Raw genomic sequence first — 19,148 nt, forward strand, 5'->3', positions numbered from 1 at the left:
AAGTAACACTTAACTCATCGTTTAAAAAGGCAAATAGCCTGCTTTAAACAAGGCTTGAACACAAATTAATGAAAATATACCTGCTAAAATATCATCAGCCATGATGCCCAAGCCACCGTGTAAACGTCTATCTAGAATTCGGATAGGGCCTGGTTTAGCGATATCAAAAAAGCGGAACAATAAAAAACCAACCAACAGTGACTGCCAACTCAGTGCAGCACCAATCATGGTGATATAATAACCAGCAACTTCATCCCAAACAATGGCTGGATGATCATGTACCCCTAAGTCATCTGCTGTTTTACCACATGCCCAAATACCAAATACACTGATCACGATGGCAAACACAATTTGTAACCACAGTGGAAAGTACATAGTAGTAAAAATAAATGGCAAGGCAGCAAAGGTACCAAAGGTACCAGGTGCTTTAGGGGCAAGGCCTAAGCCAAAACCCAAACCAAAAAATTGGTGTGGGCGTTTTAAATTGAATAATCGGTTACTGCTCAAACCGGCTCCTTCGTAAAATGCTGAAAGCCCTTACCTTGATAGTTAAATTGCTCACCATCAAGTAATAGCTCAATCTCACCTTCGCCACTTTTAATTTGACCTACACAACTTGCTTCAACACCATATTGGCGTAGCTTCATATCAACCATGCTTTTATTGCTTTCTGGCACAGTAAACAGCAGCTCGTAGTCGTCACCGTAATTTAAGATATAGTCAAATTGCTCTGCTCGTGGAATCGACGAATTTAATGCATCAGAAACAGGCACTTTATCGACATTGATCACTGCACTAACTTGCGATAGCGCTAAAATATGGCCCAAGTCAGCTAATAAGCCATCGGAAATATCAATTGCTGCAGAGGCAGCGCCTCGCAGAACCTGACCAGCTGCAACACGTGGAGTCGGATAATCAAAACGATTATTTAAATAGCTTAAGTGTTCAGGGGCAATATCGAGGCCTTGTTTACGGGCTTCAATGGCTACACCAGCATCACCTAATGGACCAGTTACATAAATCCAATCGCCAACTTTAGCACCGCTACGGCGCAGTGCTTTGCCTTCAGGCACGATACCTTTAGCACAAATCGTAATAGTTAAAGGGCCTTGAGTGGTATCACCACCAATAATTTGCACATTGAAGTACTCTGCAATTTCATGCATGCCTTCAGTGAACTCTTCAAGCCACTCTATATTTGCTTCAGGCAAAGTTAGGCCTACCGAAATCCACGTAGGTTCAGCACCCATTGCCGCAAGATCACTTAAGTTAACAGCTAAAGCTCGATGCCCAAGGGCACGCGCAGAGATGTCATCAAAAAAGTGTACGCCCGCAACTAAAGTGTCTGTTGTTACCGCCAATTGACAGTTTTCAGGCACAGTTACTAAGGCACAATCGTCACCAATACCTAGGTTCACATCGCGGCGAATAATGCCACGCCCCTTAAAGTAACGATTGATTAGTTCAAATTCCTTCATACACAAAAAAGCCGGCCCAAGCCGGCTCTCCTTTACGGGGTTACTTACTTACGCAGTTCTTTCACTGCTTTATCAAGTACACCGTTGACAAACTTATGGCTGTCTTCAGCACCAAACATCTTAGCAAGCTCAATGCCTTCATTGATTGCCACTTTGTAAGGTACGTCTTCACGGAATTTCAGCTCATAGCCAGACAGACGTAAAATTGCTTTTTCGACCATGTCTAACTCATCAGCTGGGCGTGCTAAATGTGGTGCAACGATTTCATCTAATTGCTTACAGTTAACAACAACACCGCGTGCTAGGTCTTTGAAATATTCGACGTCGATCTTAGTCACATCATTTTCAATTAACATTTGCTGTTCAATATCAGCAATTGGGTTACCGCTTAACTGCCAAGAGTATACGGCTTGAAGTGCTAAGATACGTGCTTTACGTCTTGCTGCTGGTTTCACAGAGATTCCTTAAACTTAAATTTTGTCTAACACATTAACCATTTCAAGCGCACCTAAAGCAGCTTCGCCGCCTTTGTTACCCATTTTGGTACCTGCGCGCTCAATTGCTTGCTCAATGCTTTCAGTGGTTAATACGCCAAATGCAACCGGGATATCATACTCAAGAGATACTTGCGCAAGACCTTTGTTTGATTCGCCAGCGACTAAATCAAAGTGTGGTGTACCACCTCTGATCACTACGCCTAAAGCGATGATTGCATCGTGTTCTTTCTTTGCTGCAACGCGTTTCGCTGCTAAAGGTAATTCAACGGCACCTGGTACGTAAACAACTGTAATGTCGTCTTCAGATACGCCACCTGTGCGCTTAAGCTCATCAACAGCACCTGCTAATAGGCTGCTACCAATAAAGTCATTAAAGCGAGAAATGACAATGGCAAATTTTTTGCCCGGTGCGTATTTGTTACCTTCAATAATTTTCATTTAATAACCCTAAAAAATAAGTTTAAGCGGTTGCGATTGCGCAAAAATTACGGCGCATAATACCACAAAAATATAAAAGTAGCCTAGTAAATCTGTTTTCCCTAATTAAGAGCGAGGCTCAACGTAGTCAACCACTTCTAAGTGGAAACCAGATAACGCATGGTACTTCTTAGGACGGCTCATTAAGCGCATCTTTTCAATACCTAAATCAGCCAAAATTTGCGAGCCCACACCCACAGTACGCGATGTACCTTGGAATTTACGATGACTGACATTTTCGCCAGCATCTTCAGCGGCAAAGGCTTTAACGGTTGCTTCTAGGTCTTCTGTTGACTCTTGTTTACCCAAGATAACCAGCACACCGTTGTGCTGAGCGATATAAGCCATAGCATCTGATAAGCCCCAGCTACGATCAGCACTTCTATCTGATAATAGGATATCGTTAAAGGTACTTTGTAAGTGAACACGTACTAACGTTGGCTCGTCTTTCGATATTTCACCTTTTTGTAAAACATAGTGAAGTTGACCATCAATGGTGTCTTTGTACGTCACTAAATCAAACTCACCGTGATCTGTTGGCAGTTTACATTTAGCAACGCGCTCAATGGTGGTTTCGTTTAGGTTTCGGTATTCGATTAAATCTGCAATGGTGCCAATCTTTAAGTCATGCTCTTTAGCAAATACTTCAAGATCTGGGCGACGCGCCATGGTGCCATCTGGGTTTAAGATTTCAACAATCACAGATGACGCCTCAAGACCCGCTAAACGCGCTAAATCACAACCCGCTTCAGTATGACCTGCACGTGTTAACACGCCACCAGGCTGCGCCATAATTGGGAAAATATGCCCTGGCTGTACGATATCGCTCGGCACGGCACCTTTAGCGATTGCAGCTTGAACGGTACGTGCGCGGTCGGCCGCTGAAATACCTGTAGTTACACCTTTCGCCGCTTCAATTGACATTGTGAAGTTAGTTGAAAAAGCAGCACCGTTATTTTTCACCATAAGTGGTAATTCTAACTGCTGACAACGCTCTTGTGTCATTGTTAAACAAATTAAACCACGGCCATGTGTTGCCATAAAGTTGATAGCATCAGCACTAATGTGCTCTGCTGCGATGATTAAATCGCCTTCATTTTCTCGGTCTTCATCGTCCATTAAAATAACCATTTTACCGGCTTTAATGTCATCGATAATTTCTTGCGCGCTGTGTAAATTCATAATGTGCCCATGAGAGTATGATTAATAGTGACGTATCTTTGCTTATTTAATAAAGCCAGCTTGTGCTAGCAAGCTCATTGATATGTCTGAACGGGAAGGTTGTTCAGCCCCTTTAATTAGGCGCTCTAAATAGCGAGCAATCTGGTCAACTTCTAAGTTCACCTGAGTCCCCACCTGAAATTCTGCAATCGTTGTTTGCTCTGCAGTATGCGGAACAATCGTCAGCTTAAAGCGATTTTGCTCAACCTCGTTAACGGTTAAGCTAATGCCATCAATACACACCGAACCTTTGTACGGAATGTACTTCATTAAATCATTGTCTGTGCTTAACCAGTACTCAGTTGCACGAGCATTAGGACTAATACTTTCGACAGTCGCAATACCATCAACATGGCCTGACACTAAGTGCCCACCTAAGCGAGAAACCGGTTGCATGGCTTTTTCGAGGTTAACTGTTTGACCTTTTTTATAATGTGCAAACCCAGTTAAGCTAATTGTTTCGTTTGATAAGTCAGCACTAAAACCATCGCTATGTTTAGCGACAACCGTTAAACACACACCATTGGTGGCAATACTGTCACCGAGCTTGACGTCTTTCATATCCAAATTAGGGCTTTGAATACGAATAGCTAGATCACCTTGCTTTTGTGTTAGTTCAACAATTTTACCTGTTGCTTCAATAATTCCAGTAAACATAGTGCTACTCTTTATTTTCAATGTCTGTGGCTTGCTTTGCTTTTATCGCTGTTAAGCGAATATCATCGCCAATCATCACTGTATCAGTAAAGGTCAGTTCAGTGATATCACTCATCATGGTGACTTCTGCAAAGTTTAGTAAGCTTTTGCCCATATCACCTATTAACTTAGGGGCAATATAAACAATGTATTCGTCAATTAAATCTTGCTCTGCGAACACCCCAGCAAGGGTTGCCCCCGCTTCGAGCCAAATATGATTAAATTGTAGTTCAGCAAGACGCTTTAAAACCGCCGATAAATCAACTTTATTGTTATTTGCTGGCACCACTTCGTGTTTAACAAAGTGAGGCCACTTGGTGTGATTATCAAGCGAAGTGGTAAAAATTATCACCGGGCTCTCGATGCTGAATAACGCAAGCTCAGGCGTTAACCTGTTTTGTGAGTCAATAATGATTCGGGTTGGTTGGCGCAAAGGCAACGAGGTTGGCATGGTAAATGGCAACTCATCAACACGGACATTAAGTTTGGCATTATCAGTAATAACGGTGTCTGCACCGGTTAAGATAGCACAGCTTTGCGCACGAAATGCTTGCACATCTTGGCGCGCTTTAGGGCCTGTTATCCATTTACTTTGGCCGTTATTTAGCGCGGTTTTACCATCTAAACTACATGCCATTTTACAAGTCACATATGGCAATCCAGATTCCATACGCTTTAAAAAACCTTTATTTAAATCGCGCGCTTGTTGTTCAAGTAAACCAGATGCAACGCTAATACCTGCGTCCGCTAAAATTTGTAGGCCGCGACCACTCACCGCAGGGTTTGGGTCAACCATAGCGGCAATGACCTTGCTAACACCCGCGGCTTTTAAACCTTCGGCACAAGGTGGAGTGCGTCCATAATGACTACAAGGCTCTAAGGTCACATACGCTGTGGCGCCTTTCGCGTTGTCGCCAGCTACAGCCAAGGCATTCACTTCAGCATGGCCCTGCCCAGCTAATTGATGAAACCCTTCACCGACTATTTCGCCATCTTTAACCAAAACACAGCCAACATTCGGGTTTGGCGTCGTAGTAAAACGACCTTGTTTAGCAAGCTCAATGGCACGCGCCATATAAGCCGTATCAAGCTCTGTAAACGACATGATTAATCACCTAAACGAGCGATTTCTTCACCAAACTCGCGAATATCTTCAAATGAACGATAAACCGATGCAAAGCGCACATAGGCTACTTTGTCGAGTTTCTTTAGTGACTCCATGATGCACTCGCCAATTAAATGGCTAGAGATTTCACGCTCACCCGTAGCACGAAGTTGAGATTTAATGATGTTAACGACTTCGTCGACCTGCTCAGTGCTCACTGGGCGTTTCTCTAAAGCGCGATGCAAGCCATTCAGTAACTTGTCTTCATTGAATGGTTCGCGGCTACCGTCTTGCTTGATGACTCTTGGCATCACAAGTTCAGCGCCTTCAAAGGTGGTAAAGCGCTCATGGCATTCGTTACATTCACGTCGACGTCTCACTTGGTGACCACCGCCAACAAGTCGAGAATCAATTACTTTAGTATCTTTTGCGGTGCAAAAAGGGCAATGCATAGGGTTCAACTTCCGTTTATAAAAAACAAAAAAAGGCCGCTTAGTAAGCGGCCTTTATAATAGCAAAAAACAACGCTATTGTTATCTTAATTACGGTTTAACCAGTAATTAAGCGTAAACTGGTAATTTTTTACAGATAGCTTTAACTTTCTCTTTTACTTCTGCTTGTACAGACTCATCGTTGATGTTGTCTAGTACGTCACAGATCCAGCCAGCAAGCTCTTTTGACTCAGCTTCTTTGAAACCACGGCGAGTAATAGCCGGAGAACCAATACGAAGACCAGACGTTACAAACGGTGAACGTGGGTCGTTTGGTACTGAGTTTTTGTTTACAGTGATGTTTGCGTTACCTAGTGCAGCGTCAGCATCTTTACCTGTGATATCTTTATCGATTAGGTCAAGAAGGAATAAATGGTTGTCTGTTTTACCAGAAACAACTTTGTAGCCACGCTCTTGCAGTACTTCAACCATTGCTTGTGCGTTCTTAACAACTTGTGCTTGGTACGCTTTGAATTCTGGTTGTAATGCTTCTTTGAAAGCAACCGCTTTAGCAGCAATGATGTGGCATAAAGGACCACCTTGACCGCCAGGGAATACAGCGCTATTTAGCTTTTTGTAGATCTCTTCATCACCACATGCAGAAACGATTAGACCGCCACGAGGACCTGCTAATGTTTTGTGAGTTGTTGTTGAAACAACGTGTGCATGAGGGATTGGACTTGGGTATACACCTGCCGCGATAAGACCAGCAACGTGAGCCATATCTACGAATAAGTATGCACCTACTTTATCAGCGATTTCACGGAATTTAGCCCAGTCAACAACGCCTGAGTATGCAGAGAAACCAGCGATGATCATTTTTGGTTTGTGCTCTAATGCAAGTGCTTCAACTTGAGCGTAATCAATTTCGCCAGTTTCGTCGTTTAGGCCGTATTGAATTGCATTGTACGTTTTACCAGAAAAGTTAACGTGTGAACCGTGAGTTAAGTGACCACCATGAGCTAAGCTCATACCTAGTACTGTATCGTGTGGCTGAAGAAGAGCTTGGAAAACAGCTGCGTTTGCTTGTGAACCCGCATGTGGTTGAACGTTAGCGTAATCTGTGCCGAATAATTCGTTTGCACGGTCAATTGCTAGTTGCTCAACAACGTCAACATGCTCACAACCGCCATAGTAACGTTTGCCTGGGTAACCTTCAGCATATTTGTTGGTAAGCTGAGAACCCTGCGCTTCAAGTACGCGTGGGCTACAGTAGTTTTCAGACGCGATCAGTTCGATGTGCTCTTCTTGACGAGCCGTCTCTTTATTGATGGCTGCAAATAACTCTGGATCGAAATCCGAAATATTCATGCTACGTTCTAACATGGGGTCTCCTAAGGCAACGTGTATGGTGTTTTTTAAAGGCTGTATTGTACGCTTAAAACGCACTTTTGCCTATCTTGTAAAGATGAACATATTTAAACAGGGATTGAATTTATTTCACAGTGTTTTAATAATGATATTTTTTTATTGATACATAACAAAAATTTATAAATTTAAAATGTTTCATAGATATTTAAAATGTTACTTAAACAAAAAATCGCTCTGTTAAATTGCGTTTTTATTAGGGCAAACTAAGCTTATATAACTAGTCAATATCAAGGATGGTATAAGTACATGTTAGCTAAACCAATATACGAATTAGTCCCCTACGGATACTTTTTTCTCGGCATCAGTTGTATCACATTAGCCAATAATTATGTGCCTACATTAATCGGTGTAATCTTATTTTTATTAGGTGCTAACATTTGGCGGATGCGTTCTGAAGCCAGAAGAACCGATCATTCAAGCCAGCGAGTCAAGCAAAGAAAACGTCGCTATTACTATGAATTTAAACCTTTTATCATTTTTATTTCGGCATTCACCTTGATGCAATGGACGCAAAATGAACTCGTTTCGGTGATCAGTATTTTGCTGTGTATCTCGGCAGGGGTCATTCTAAGCATGCGGATTTTAAACCGTCATAGCCATTCGTTACTTCATTGAGGGCTTTATTAAAAGACTGCATAAAAAAGAGCGGCTTAGCCGCTCTATAATCAAGGTTATGCTAATTTATTTAACAGCTCAGTTCGAAGCAATTGATAGTCAAACTTAATATCTTCAGCCAAGCACTCATTTGCTAGCGCATCAGCAAGCGGCTTCGGCATAGGTAGTTCGATGTCTAAAATTTCTTCTACACTGTCTTTAAATTTTGCTGGGTGTGCAGTCGCTAAAAAGATACCTGCACTGCCATCTGCTAGATTTTCTTTCAAGCCTTGATAAGCAATTGCAGTATGAGGTTCTGCGATATAACCCGTTTGATGAATTTTTTTCATCACCTCTTTTGTTTCTTCTTCACCAACACAGCTTGAATAAAAGTCATCATAGCTAAACCATTTGTTATCCAACATAAACTGAACACGTGGCCAGTTATTCGGTTTACTCACATCCATAGCGTTAGATAAAGACTCAAGCGTGTCATTCGGTGCCCACTCTTTGCTTTGTAAGAAACGAGGCACAGTGTCGTTTTGGTTAGTTGTAGCGCTTAATTTAGCCACTGGCATACCAAGCACAGCACCGATCATTGCAGCGCACACATTACCAAAGTTACCACTTGGTACTGAGATATGTGCTTTACTACGCTGCTCTTTAGGTAATTGAGCAATCGCTTCAAAGTAATAGCAAACCTGTGCAACTAAACGACTGATGTTGATTGAGTTAGCAGAGTTTAGACCTAGCTTTTGTTTAACTTCATCGTCTAAGAACGCTTGTTTTACCATGCTTTGGCAATCATCAAAGCTACCATCAACAGCGTAGCAATGAATGTTATTGCCTAACGTTGTGAATAGCTTTTGTTGCGCTAGTGAAATTTTACCTTTCGGGTATAAGATCACGACATCGATATTTGGCTTATTATAAAATGCATGGGCAACCGCAGCCCCTGTGTCGCCTGATGTTGCTGTTAAAATAGTGACTTTTTCGCCTTGGTTAAATTGTGCAAGACACTCAGCCATAAAACGGCCGCCAAAATCTTTAAAGGCAAGCGTTGGACCATGAAATAGCTCTAAGCAATAAATATCTTTTTCTACTTCAACCAATTCCACATCAAAGTTAAAAGCATTTTGTACCATCTGTGCAACGGTATCGGCAGGTAGTTCATCGCCAATTAGGTGCGATAAAATCTTGCTGCTACGACTAACAAAGTCTAAATCAAGTAACGCATCAATGTCTTGAATTGGCGAAAGGCTTTCAGGGAAAAACACCCCTTGGTTACGCCCTAACCCCGTTTTTACCGCTTCAACAAACGACACCTGTTGTGTTTCATCTTTTAAATTATGTAATTGCATGTTTATTCCTTAAATTCTTTAAAGCTGTCGTGTGCCAAGCTGATCAAGTTTACAGATGTGGCTGAAACCTTGTTCATTTACGTAATTATCATTCAGCCAAGCTGCACATTTTTGAGCAGCTTCAAGGCTTTTACACACGGTAAATAATGTTGGGCCAGCACCAGAAATACTAACAATCTCTGCGCCAAGCTCTGGCAAGGCACTTTTAGCTTCGGCAAAACCTTGGATTAATGGTGCGCGATGTGGCTCAGCGATTTCATCTGTCATAATTGATAACGCAGCATCAAAACGACCTGTTAGCAATAAGCTGCTGAATGCAGACAGTCGCTGTGCAAACTCAACACTGTCGTGCATTGATAATTGCGTTGGCAATACCGAACGCGCTTTTGCGGTATTCAGTGAAAAACCTGGAAAAGCCGCTACGTAATACCATTGATTATCAACGGGTAACGAAATTGACTTGTTCGGAATGAGTTCACCAGTTAATTGCAAGCCACCTAAATAACAGGGTGTGATGTTATCGTAATGACGGCCGCCACTTACTATGGCTTCAAAATCAGCCATCAACTCGATAAGTTGCTCTTGAGATAAATTTGTTTCGGCAAATTTATCAAGGGCAGCAAATGCTGCCACCACAGAACAAGCACTTGAACCTAAACCTGAGCCAATTGGTAGGTTCTTTTTAAGCTCAAGTTTTACCGCTGGCATAGCCGGCGCAACGTGCTCTTTAAAGTGAATTAAACATTGATAAGCCAAGTTTTCTTCAGCATTTGCAGGTAGTTTATGGGCATAGTCGCCAGAGCAGACAAAAGTATCTTGCTCAGCGGCACTCACCTCTACAACATCGCCTAATAACGTGCCATCGATAGGTGCTAGCGCAGCACCTAGTGCATCAAAGCCGACAGCAAAATTCCCGATTGAAGCGGGTGCATATACACGGATCATGACCAGCTCCTAACGTGTTAATGTTTTTAAGATATCAGCAAATACGCCTGCAGCCGTTACTTCAGCACCTGCGCCATAACCACGAATCACAAACGGACGTGGTTGATAATATTGACTTAAGATTGCCAATGCATTTTCACCGTCACGGATATCGTAAAGAGCATGGCTACTATCTACGGCTTCAATGCCTACTTTACATTGACCGTTTTCAATAGTGCCCACATAACGAAGTACTTTACCTTCACTTGCAGCGCTTTGAATGCGGTCGTTAAACTGTGCATCAAGAGATGGTAGTTTTGCCATGAAATCGGCTACAGAATCATCTTCTGCAAATCCTTTTGGTAAAACTGATTCAACTTCAATATCGCTTAGTTCTAACTCAAGACCCGACTCACGAGCAATGATCAGTAGTTTTCGGGCTACATCAGTGCCTGATAAATCATCACGCGGATCTGGCTCTGTAAAACCACTTTCTTTCGCTTTTAATGTTGCTTCGCTAAGAGATAAACCATCTTGTAGCGCACCAAACATATACGATAATGAACCCGACAAGATACCACTGAACTTAATAAGCTCATCACCGGCACCAAATAGTGATTTCAAGTTATCAAGTACTGGTAAGCCTGCACCTACGTTTGTTTCGTATAAAAACTTACGGTTATTCTTTTGTGTTGCTGTAACTAAATCTTGGTAGTAAGCATACGAGCTAGTATTGGCTTTTTTATTCGCCGCAACCACATGAAAACCGGCATTCAAGAAATCAACATATTGTCCAGCAAGTTTATCGGCTGAGCTACAATCAACTATCACAGGGTTAATTAAATGGTTTTGTTTAACAAATTGCTCAACCAGATTTAAATCAAATGCCTGTTCTGACTCGGCTAGTTTGTCTTGCCAGCCATCAAAAGCAATACCTTCACTATCTAGATAAAGCTGTCTTGAGTTAGCAACACCGTACAAGTTCAGCTTGATGTTACGTTTTTCAAGCCATGCTTGTTGACGTTCCAGCTGCTGAATAAGCTCTTGACCAACTAAGCCACAGCCAAGCAAAAACACATCGATTGAAGGAATGTGAGTAAAGAAGTTCTCATGGCACACTTTTACTGCGTCGTTGCATAGTTCACCGTCGATAACCGCTGAAATAGCACTCTCAGTTGAATCCTGTGCAATAGCAACAATGTTAACCTGCGCTTGAGCTAATGAAGCAAAGAACTTAGCAGCTAAACCTTTGTGCGCACGCATGTTATCACCGACTAGAGTAACAATCGCAAGGTTACGCTGTACTTGTACTGGCTCGATTAAACCGGCTTGTGATTCTAATTCGAAAGCAGTTTGTAATGCTTCTAAAGCAAGAGATAGGTCACTCTCATGCACACAGAAACTGATGCTAAATTCACACGAAGATTGAGTGATCAGCACAATTGAAACATTGTCGTGCGCCAATGCATTAAATACTTTTGACGCCATGCCCACTTTGCCTTTCATACCAGGGCCAGACACCGTTAACATAGCGAGGTTTTGTAAACTTGATAACGCTTTAACTGGATCGTTCGACACACTGTCGTTACTGATCACTGAACCTTCTGCACGTGGGTTATGAGTATTTTTGATCTCGCACGGCACGCCTGCTTTGGCACAAGGTAAAATCGTTTTCGGGTGCAACACTTTCGCACCAAAGTAAGAAAGCTCCATTGCTTCTTTATAAGATAACGAATCAACCTTAGATGCTTTTTTGATATAACGTGGGTCTGCATTGTAAACACCGTCAACATCAGTCCAGATTTGGCATACTTCAGCTTCTAGGCATGCTGCCGCAATAGCTGCTGAGTAATCGGAACCATTGCGACCAAGTGTTGTTAGCTCACCTTGCTCATTGGCAGCAGTAAAACCCGGCATGATATAAATAGTGCTCGGTGCCGCTTTTAATGCTGCTTGAAAACGTAACTTACTTGTAGCCAAGTCAGCTTCAGCATCAATGTAGCCACCCACTGAAGCTATGCAATCTGTCGCTTCTAAATAACGAGCATTACTTTCTTTAAGCATACACTCCATTAAGGCTACACTTACGCGCTCACCAAAACTGATTGCATAAGCACGTACTTGGTCTGGGCAGCACTTTAAAAGTGCAACACCATCTAGTTTATTCTTAAGTTCGCTCAAATCAGGCCAACTTGCTACCTGACCAAAGTCAGCTTCAACAGCAGCTTTTAGTTGTTCACAGCGCGCAACCAATGCTTGCCATAACTCACTAAAATCTTGTCCCTGCTCTGCAGCGCTTGCTAATGCTACTAATGAATCTGTCATACCACCGGGTGCTGACAGTACTAACAGCATTTCATCGCGTAATTCTTCTTTGACTAACTGAGCTACCTGTTGCAAACATGCGTAGTCGGCCAAGGACGACCCACCAAATTTTAATACTCGCATTATTTATGTTTCCTCATTCCATAAACGAAAAAGGCCTGTGTTCTAGTGAACACAGGCCTATAATTTTGTTGCACCGACCTATGCCACTATCCCGTAAGGATGATGGTTGTAATAATAATGGTCGTTGCGTGATTAAATGTTTTCATAGACTGTAGACTGCCTTAAATGTAGCCAGGCTGTCAACCCTTATAGAAAAGATAAATTATGCGTTTGTGTTATATAAAAGATTAGTGAATACCAAATTTATGCAAAGTAGCTTTTAGTCGCACAAGATCTATCGGTTTATCAATGAAGTCAATGGCACCCAATTTTACTACTCTTTGTTTCATTTCGGCCTGAATGTCAGCCGAAATCACTATAACAAAGCACTCTATTTTCTCTGCTTTGATCGTTTCGAGCACAGCAACACCATCCAATTCTGGCATGGTTAAATCTAAGCACAATAGATCAAAGTTTTGCTCGCGTAATAAGGCCAGAGCTTCACGGCCATTAGTGGCTTGTTGAACATCTGCATCCAAGCATTCCCCTAAACAGCGTACTACCTGCTTTCGGGCAATATTTGAATCATCACAGACCAGTACTGAAAAATTAGGATTATTCATGAAATAAAAATCTTCGCTGTAGCAAATACAACATCAAAAAAGGCTAAATTAAAGATGGAATAAATTTATAACACACTTTTTCAAGCGCAGTAAGGGCAAGTTTTTTCAAAATTTACTAACAATTTAGAAATGTTCCAGTAAAAAAGGATATATTTATTTCTTTTTAACCATTTATTAGCTAACTTTAGAACTAGCTGAATGTATTACAATTGTCACCAAGGAGCTATGGATATTCCATGCTACAAAAAAGCCTGTCCAAAGAATTATTAACAAATGTACTCTCAGTCTACTTTTTACTTACTTTTGTAGTGACCTGTGGACAAGTTATTGCTGAGTACGTTAATACCAAAGATTATATTCGCGACGAGTTAACGACTTTACAAAAAACATTTAGCCGTAGTTTAACCCGCGCTATTTGGGAACTGAACGATAAACAAACCATCACCACGGCTGAGGGCTTACTGGCAATCCCTATGATCGAGGGTATTATTGTGCGTGATGATAGCGGCGAGGTACTCTCTCAGTTAGGTCGCTCGTTAGATATTCACGAGCTATACAGTCAACAGTTAGTGCAGGAAGAAGCGATTATCGAAGATACGCCATCAGGCTTATTCGGTTATACATTCCCACTCATTTTTGAATTTTCAGGAAAAACAACCCAAGTAGGTGATGTAACCCTGTTCTCAAGTCGTGAAGTGGTATTTAGCCGCATCATGATTTCTATCTACTTTTTAATTGGTAATGCGATGATCAAAACCACCTTTTTGATCATTCTTTTCCTACTTGCATTTAGAAAGCGCTTAACCGAGCCACTGGCACAATTCACAGAACAAATTGAAGATCTGGAACTAAACGACCTAGAAGGCCGCCATATCGAGATCAAAACTGTTGAGCACAACGAATTAAAAGTAATGGAAGAGTCTTTCAACCGCTTAATTGATAAGGTGGTACTTTACCGTGAAGAGCTCGAACATACGCAAAAAGAGCTTTTGATAAGCAACGAAAAGCTCGACCAACATAACTTACAGTTAGAGCAAGAAGTAGCGCGCAAAACATCAAACCTAAGCCAAGCGATGATGGACTTGCAGCAACAAAAATACGAGCTTGAAAAACAAAAGCTGACACTAACTGAAGAAATTGATTTACGTAAACAAACTGAACAAGAGCTCATTACCAAGCAAACTGAGTTACAACGCTACCTTGATGAACTAAATATGGCGCAAGAGCGCTTAGTTGGATCAGAAAAAATGGCAGCATTAGGTGGCTTAGTGGCGGGTATTACTCATGATGTTAATACACCTATTGGGATTGGTGTTACCGCAACGTCATTTTTACAAGAACGCTTGGACCAAATTGAAGCGGCATATAAAGAAAAAACCCTATCGCCAAAAGCACTTGAAGAGTTTATTAATGACGCCAAGCAAAGTACTAGCCTACTCACTAGTAACCTAGACCGAGCTTCTGAGCTGGTTGCAAGCTTTAAGCAAATTGCAGTAGACCAAGCCAGTGAAGCGGTACGTACCATTAACTTTAAAGAGTATTTAGGTGAAGTGATCCGCTCACTACATCCAAAGCTAAAGAAAACATCGCACCATATTAATTTAGATTGCCCTGATGATTTAACACTTAACCTGCCTGCAGGTGCGATTAGTCAAATTTTCACAAACTTGATTATGAACTCACTCATTCATGGTTTCGAAGGAATTGAAAGTGGCATCATTGATATTGTTATTAAAGAAGAAGATGACGAAGTCGTTATCGACTTTAAAGACAATGGTAATGGCGTATCAAAAGAGCAGTTAGAAAAGCTATTCGACCCATTCTTTACAACCAAGCGCGACCAAGGCGGCAGTGGCTTGGGCACACATATTACTTTTAACCTTGTTAAGCAAACCCTGAGTGGCGATATTGAGGTATCAAGCGAAGTCGGTAAAGGCTTGCACTACCATATTAGTTTTCCGAAAAATATGCCAAAGCCACTTTCAATGTTTAACTCATAAGCAATTAACGCTGATGCCGAAATGATTCATTTCGGCATCAGTTTTTTATTGCTATGATTGGGCAAATTTATTGAAAGGATTAGCCTAATTATGTGGTTTAGTAACCTTATCTGTTACCGTTTTAAACAAGACGTTTCATACTCTCAAGAAGACTTCGACAAAGCCCTAGAACAAGATCTGTTTCGCTCATGTACTGGCCAAGAGCTTTCAACATTTGGTTGGACAAAAGCCTTTGGTAAGCATGGTCAAACCCTATCTCATTTCTCTCAAGACAGCATTTTAGTATGTGCTAAACGTGAAGAAAAAGTACTGCCAGCTGCCGTTATCAACGAATTAGTTGCAGAGAAAGTTGAGCAAATCGAAGCTGAAGAAAACCGCCCAGTAAAGAAAAAAGAAAAAGACGAACTAAAAGAAAATATTCTGCACACTTTACTGCCTCAAGCATTCAAAAAATCGAGCCTACAGTTTGCGTTTATTGACCAAAAGAATGGCTGGGTTGTGGTTAACAGCGCAAGCTTTAATAAAGCAGAAGAGCTATTAGCCCTATTACGTAAATCACTTGGCACGTTACCTGTCGTACCTGCATTTGCGAACTACGATTTAGATGTATTTTTAACAGATTGGCTAACGAACTTCAGCACCCCTGAAGGCTTTTCTATCGGTAACGATGCTGAGCTTGAAGAAGCTGATGACAGTGGCGCTCAGGTTAAATTAAAAGGCCATGATTTATCGTGTGACGAAGTAAAATCACACTTAGAAAATGGGAAGCGCGTAACTAAGCTGGCTCTTGATTGGCAAGAACGCATTAAGTTCATGCTACAAAACGATGGTTCAATTAAGCGTTTAAGCTACTCAGAAACATTAAAAGAAGAAAACGCCGACATTCCAAAAGAAGATATGGCGGTAAAACTTGATGCTGACTTTATCTTAGCATCAGAAGAAATTAAACAGCTGCTAGAAGAGCTAACTCAAGGCTTAGGTGACGCAGAAGATTTATAAAATTAACCCAGATAATGGTTAATATTAAAAGCGCGACTTAGTCGCGCTTTTTGATGTAGTTAGTCAGTAAAAATCGCTTTTACTTCGTTAAGCATATCGTGATATTCATCGTCACTGAACATATCAAGTGATTCAATCACGCCTTTGTCCATGTAAGTTTGTAATGCCGCAGACTTATCAGAAACCTGTAAGATGCCTTCTAATATCGCACCAATACGAATGAAATCAACATAGCAAATATGCTCTGGACGATAGTTTGGATTTGCCCAGCTTTCAGCTACTTCTACAAACTCATCAGTGAAGCCCCAAGCACGCATAATTGCGCCACCTACTTTACCACCCAGCTTTTGAATGGCATGAGCAAGGAAACTTGGGTTTGCGAACACCTCAGGGTGCTTTTCAGCTTCTGTTAAAATGGGCAGTACGCCAATGTTATAAACTAATGCCGCTAAGGTAATTGTGTCGCGATTAAGCGAGGTTTGCTTATTTCTGCGTAAGAAGAAATCCATTAAGGTAATTGAGTGGCACGCTACTTTAAGGGTTTTTTGCCATGCCTTGTCCATATAGCCTTTGATAAGCTCATTATGCGATACAAACAGCTGCTCCATTGCCATTGCAGTTGCAATGTTCTTAATTTGACGTAGGCCAATTCGTGTTACAGCTTGGTGTAGATTTGTAACTTTAACTGAGCGCCCCATAAATGCACTGTTGGCGACTTTGATCATTCGTGCTGATAATGCCGGATCATGAGAGATGACATCTGCCATATCCATCAAGTTTACCTCGGGGTTATCCGCAGCTTGCCTCACCTTCACTGCAACTTCTGGTAAGGTAGGTAACACTAAAGTGTCATTATTTATTCTGTCGACCAATATGGTCAGTAATGCATTTTCTGTTGACATATGTGTGCCATCCTCTTGGGTTAGCCCGCCCAAACAAAGACAGACTAATGACTGACATTATTAGATTAGTTATAGTTTTAGTATTGTCTAACTTAGCGCTAAAGTTAAGAAATTCACAGAAATTATCTATTTTTTATATTTTTTAACTTCTTAACTCATAAATAAATATTGCTTCTAGCGCTGTAAACTTGCCATATATATGTCAGGTTTGCTTTAATGCATAGACTTTTTGTTTTCTAAGCAATGACTCTCACTTTTTTAACGGGCAAAAAAATGACATTAAATAAAATTAGCCAAGCACTTATCTTATCAGGTGCTGTTTTCCTTGGTGCATGTTCTGACGAGCAAGCCACCACTTCTCAAACTAAGCCTGCTGCAGAGCAAACAAAGCAAACTACTGAACAAAACAACCCACAACTTATCAATGCTGAGAAAAGCCGCTTAGACATTTACACTGACTTTACGCTTACTTCTGATCTTAGCCACTTAAGCGATAACCAGAAGCAAATGATTGGCAAGTTAATAGATGCCTCAAAAATCATGGATGAGCTATTTTGGCGCCAAGCATTTGGTGAGAGCAAAGACGCTTTCTTAGCAAAAATTAATGATGAAAAAGTTCAGAAGTTTGCAGATATTAACTACGGCCCTTGGGATCGCTTAAACGGTGACCAGGTTTTCTTATCGGGTTATGAAGAAAAGCCACTAGGCGCTGAGTTTTACCCAAGCGATATCACTAAAGAAGAATTAAACAACGCAATCGTTGATGACAAAACCGGTCTTTACTCGGTGATCAAGCGCGATGAAAAAGGTCTTCTTTATAGCGTGGCTTACTCAGTTGAGTATGCACAAGAACTAGAAAAAGCAGCTAATTTATTACGCGAAGCAAGTAAACTGGCTGATGATAAAGAATTCGCTAACTACCTAAGCATGCGTGCAGACGCACTAGTAAGTGATGATTTCCAACCATCTGATTTTGCATGGATGGATATGAAAAATAACCCAATTGACGTGGTTATTGGCCCTATCGAAACCTATGAAGATCAATTATTTGGTTATCGTGCAGCGTATGAATCTTATGTACTAATTAAAGATTTAGCATGGAGCGAACGTTTAGCTAAATTTGCCGCTTTCTTACCTGAGCTACAAAAAGGTTTACCTGTAGACGAAAAGTACAAGCAAGAAGTCCCTGGCTCTGATGCTGACCTAAATGCTTACGATGTTGTTTATTACGCAGGTCACTCAAATGCAGGTAGTAAAACAATTGCTATCAACCTACCAAATGATGAGCAAGTACAACTAGAAAAAGGCACACGTCGATTACAGCTTAAAAACGCAATGCGCGCTAAATTCGATAAAATCTTAGTGCCAATTTCAGAGCAACTAATCGTTCCTGAGCAGCGTAAACACATTACCTTTGATGCTTTCTTCGCAAACACTATGTTCCATGAGGTAGCGCACGGTTTAGGTATTAAAAACACCATTACTGGTAAAGGAACTGTTCGCCAATCATTGCAAGAGCATGCAAGTGCCCTTGAAGAAGGTAAAGCGGATATCTTAGGTCTTTACATGGTTGAGCAATTACTTAAGAAAGGCGAGATCACAGAGGGCACATTAGAAGATTACTACATCACCTTTATGGCTGGTATCTTCCGCTCAGTACGTTTTGGTGCATCAAGCGCACACGGTAAAGCGAACATGATCCGCTTTAACTTCTTCGCTGAAGAAGGTGCATTCTCTAAAAATGCTGACGGCTTATACAGCGTTAACATGGAGAAAATGAGCCAAGCAATGGAGAAACTATCTAACCTAATCCTTACTATTCAAGGTGACGGTGATTACCAAAAAGTTGATCAGCTAATCGCAACTCATGGCGAAATCAAAGCTGAACTAGCTAAAGACTTAGAAAAACTAAGCCAAGCTAACATCCCTGTTGATGTAACTTTCAAACAAGGTAAAGAAGTATTAGGTCTTTAAGCCTTATT

18 protein-coding genes are annotated in these 19,148 nt (G+C 41.3%); 4 read left to right on the forward strand and 14 right to left on the reverse strand.

Annotation, left to right across the window (positions count from 1 at the left end; genetic code table 11):
- Positions 1–21: 21 nt before the first annotated feature.
- The 9 genes from MTF66_RS27095 to glyA form a co-directional block, all read right to left on the reverse strand.
- Entirely contained in the window at positions 22–507 is a 486-nt protein-coding gene (locus tag MTF66_RS27095; RefSeq protein ID WP_054562659.1) for a phosphatidylglycerophosphatase A, read from the reverse strand.
- Entirely contained in the window at positions 504–1,478 is a 975-nt protein-coding gene (thiL, locus tag MTF66_RS27100; protein ID WP_054562660.1) for a thiamine-phosphate kinase, read from the reverse strand. Before thiL ends, MTF66_RS27095 begins: the two co-directional genes overlap by 4 nt.
- Before the next feature lie 44 nt (positions 1,479–1,522).
- Complete coding sequence (nusB, locus tag MTF66_RS27105) at positions 1,523–1,933, reverse strand: transcription antitermination factor NusB (protein WP_054552571.1); 411 nt, start codon at positions 1,931–1,933, stop codon at positions 1,523–1,525.
- A gap of 15 nt (positions 1,934–1,948) precedes the next feature.
- Positions 1,949–2,413, reverse strand: a complete 465-nt coding sequence (gene ribE / locus MTF66_RS27110) for a 6,7-dimethyl-8-ribityllumazine synthase (protein ID WP_054562661.1) — start codon at positions 2,411–2,413, stop codon at positions 1,949–1,951.
- Between the two features lie 105 nt (positions 2,414–2,518).
- On the reverse strand, positions 2,519–3,634 hold the full coding sequence (gene ribBA / locus MTF66_RS27115; protein ID WP_248529180.1) for a bifunctional 3,4-dihydroxy-2-butanone-4-phosphate synthase/GTP cyclohydrolase II: 1,116 nt from the start codon (positions 3,632–3,634) through the stop codon (positions 2,519–2,521).
- A 42-nt stretch (positions 3,635–3,676) separates the two neighbouring features.
- Entirely contained in the window at positions 3,677–4,330 is a 654-nt protein-coding gene (locus MTF66_RS27120; protein ID WP_054562663.1) for a riboflavin synthase, read from the reverse strand.
- Positions 4,331–4,334: 4 nt separating this feature from the next.
- Positions 4,335–5,474 (reverse strand): bifunctional diaminohydroxyphosphoribosylaminopyrimidine deaminase/5-amino-6-(5-phosphoribosylamino)uracil reductase RibD, encoded by a 1,140-nt coding sequence (gene ribD, locus MTF66_RS27125; RefSeq protein WP_054562664.1) that lies wholly within the window; start codon positions 5,472–5,474, stop codon positions 4,335–4,337.
- Positions 5,475–5,476: 2 nt separating this feature from the next.
- A complete protein-coding gene (gene nrdR, locus MTF66_RS27130; protein ID WP_054552576.1) occupies positions 5,477–5,926 on the reverse strand; it encodes a transcriptional regulator NrdR in 450 nt (149 codons plus the stop codon).
- 108 nt (positions 5,927–6,034) lie between these two features.
- Positions 6,035–7,291, reverse strand: coding sequence for a serine hydroxymethyltransferase (gene glyA, locus MTF66_RS27135; protein WP_217874848.1), 1,257 nt, complete (start codon positions 7,289–7,291; stop codon positions 6,035–6,037).
- A 291-nt stretch (positions 7,292–7,582) separates the two neighbouring features.
- On the opposite strand from glyA, the gene MTF66_RS27140 reads away from it, so the two are divergent.
- On the forward strand, positions 7,583–7,951 hold the full coding sequence (locus MTF66_RS27140) for a hypothetical protein (RefSeq protein WP_130166844.1): 369 nt from the start codon (positions 7,583–7,585) through the stop codon (positions 7,949–7,951).
- A 56-nt stretch (positions 7,952–8,007) separates the two neighbouring features.
- Here the strand turns inward: MTF66_RS27140 and thrC are convergent, their stop codons facing one another.
- From thrC to MTF66_RS27160, 4 genes are all read right to left on the reverse strand, one after another.
- On the reverse strand, positions 8,008–9,291 hold the full coding sequence (gene thrC / locus MTF66_RS27145; RefSeq protein ID WP_248529182.1) for a threonine synthase: 1,284 nt from the start codon (positions 9,289–9,291) through the stop codon (positions 8,008–8,010).
- An 18-nt stretch (positions 9,292–9,309) separates the two neighbouring features.
- On the reverse strand, positions 9,310–10,236 hold the full coding sequence (thrB, locus tag MTF66_RS27150) for a homoserine kinase (RefSeq protein ID WP_058586208.1): 927 nt from the start codon (positions 10,234–10,236) through the stop codon (positions 9,310–9,312).
- Between the two features lie 9 nt (positions 10,237–10,245).
- Complete coding sequence (gene thrA / locus MTF66_RS27155; RefSeq protein WP_248529184.1) at positions 10,246–12,663, reverse strand: bifunctional aspartate kinase/homoserine dehydrogenase I; 2,418 nt, start codon at positions 12,661–12,663, stop codon at positions 10,246–10,248.
- A gap of 227 nt (positions 12,664–12,890) precedes the next feature.
- Complete coding sequence (locus MTF66_RS27160) at positions 12,891–13,265, reverse strand: response regulator (protein WP_248529186.1); 375 nt, start codon at positions 13,263–13,265, stop codon at positions 12,891–12,893.
- 236 nt (positions 13,266–13,501) lie between these two features.
- Here MTF66_RS27160 and MTF66_RS27165 point away from each other — a divergent pair, with 236 nt between their 5' ends.
- Positions 13,502–15,265, forward strand: a complete 1,764-nt coding sequence (locus MTF66_RS27165; protein WP_054562670.1) for a sensor histidine kinase — start codon at positions 13,502–13,504, stop codon at positions 15,263–15,265.
- 90 nt (positions 15,266–15,355) lie between these two features.
- Entirely contained in the window at positions 15,356–16,264 is a 909-nt protein-coding gene (gene rdgC, locus MTF66_RS27170; RefSeq protein ID WP_175080272.1) for a recombination-associated protein RdgC, read from the forward strand.
- Positions 16,265–16,323: 59 nt separating this feature from the next.
- Here the strand turns inward: rdgC and MTF66_RS27175 are convergent, their stop codons facing one another.
- A complete protein-coding gene (locus MTF66_RS27175) occupies positions 16,324–17,166 on the reverse strand; it encodes an HDOD domain-containing protein (RefSeq protein ID WP_217874855.1) in 843 nt (280 codons plus the stop codon).
- A gap of 273 nt (positions 17,167–17,439) precedes the next feature.
- Between MTF66_RS27175 and MTF66_RS27180 the strand changes: the two genes are divergently transcribed.
- Entirely contained in the window at positions 17,440–19,140 is a 1,701-nt protein-coding gene (locus MTF66_RS27180) for a Zn-dependent hydrolase (RefSeq protein WP_248529189.1), read from the forward strand.
- Positions 19,141–19,148: the final 8 nt, after the last annotated feature.

The sequence above is a fragment of the Pseudoalteromonas sp. 2CM39R genome, assembly GCF_023161845.1.

Excerpts from the sequence above, each read along its gene's own strand:
- thiL (WP_054562660.1), bottom strand. The coding sequence starts at position 1,478 with ATGAAGGAATTTGAACTAATCAATCGTTACTTTAAGGGGCGTGGCATT.
- ribE (WP_054562661.1), bottom strand. The coding sequence starts at position 2,413 with ATGAAAATTATTGAAGGTAACAAATACGCACCGGGCAAAAAATTTGCC.
- ribBA (WP_248529180.1), bottom strand. The coding sequence starts at position 3,634 with ATGAATTTACACAGCGCGCAAGAAATTATCGATGACATTAAAGCCGGT.
- MTF66_RS27120 (WP_054562663.1), bottom strand. The coding sequence starts at position 4,330 with ATGTTTACTGGAATTATTGAAGCAACAGGTAAAATTGTTGAACTAACA.
- ribD (WP_054562664.1), bottom strand. The coding sequence starts at position 5,474 with ATGTCGTTTACAGAGCTTGATACGGCTTATATGGCGCGTGCCATTGAG.
- nrdR (WP_054552576.1), bottom strand. The coding sequence starts at position 5,926 with ATGCATTGCCCTTTTTGCACCGCAAAAGATACTAAAGTAATTGATTCT.
- glyA (WP_217874848.1), bottom strand. The coding sequence starts at position 7,291 with ATGTTAGAACGTAGCATGAATATTTCGGATTTCGATCCAGAGTTATTT.
- MTF66_RS27140 (WP_130166844.1), top strand. The coding sequence starts at position 7,583 with ATGTTAGCTAAACCAATATACGAATTAGTCCCCTACGGATACTTTTTT.
- thrC (WP_248529182.1), bottom strand. The coding sequence starts at position 9,291 with ATGCAATTACATAATTTAAAAGATGAAACACAACAGGTGTCGTTTGTT.
- thrB (WP_058586208.1), bottom strand. The coding sequence starts at position 10,236 with ATGATCCGTGTATATGCACCCGCTTCAATCGGGAATTTTGCTGTCGGC.
- thrA (WP_248529184.1), bottom strand. The coding sequence starts at position 12,663 with ATGCGAGTATTAAAATTTGGTGGGTCGTCCTTGGCCGACTACGCATGT.
- MTF66_RS27160 (WP_248529186.1), bottom strand. The coding sequence starts at position 13,265 with ATGAATAATCCTAATTTTTCAGTACTGGTCTGTGATGATTCAAATATT.
- MTF66_RS27165 (WP_054562670.1), top strand. The coding sequence starts at position 13,502 with ATGCTACAAAAAAGCCTGTCCAAAGAATTATTAACAAATGTACTCTCA.
- rdgC (WP_175080272.1), top strand. The coding sequence starts at position 15,356 with ATGTGGTTTAGTAACCTTATCTGTTACCGTTTTAAACAAGACGTTTCA.
- MTF66_RS27175 (WP_217874855.1), bottom strand. The coding sequence starts at position 17,166 with ATGTCAACAGAAAATGCATTACTGACCATATTGGTCGACAGAATAAAT.
- MTF66_RS27180 (WP_248529189.1), top strand. The coding sequence starts at position 17,440 with ATGACATTAAATAAAATTAGCCAAGCACTTATCTTATCAGGTGCTGTT.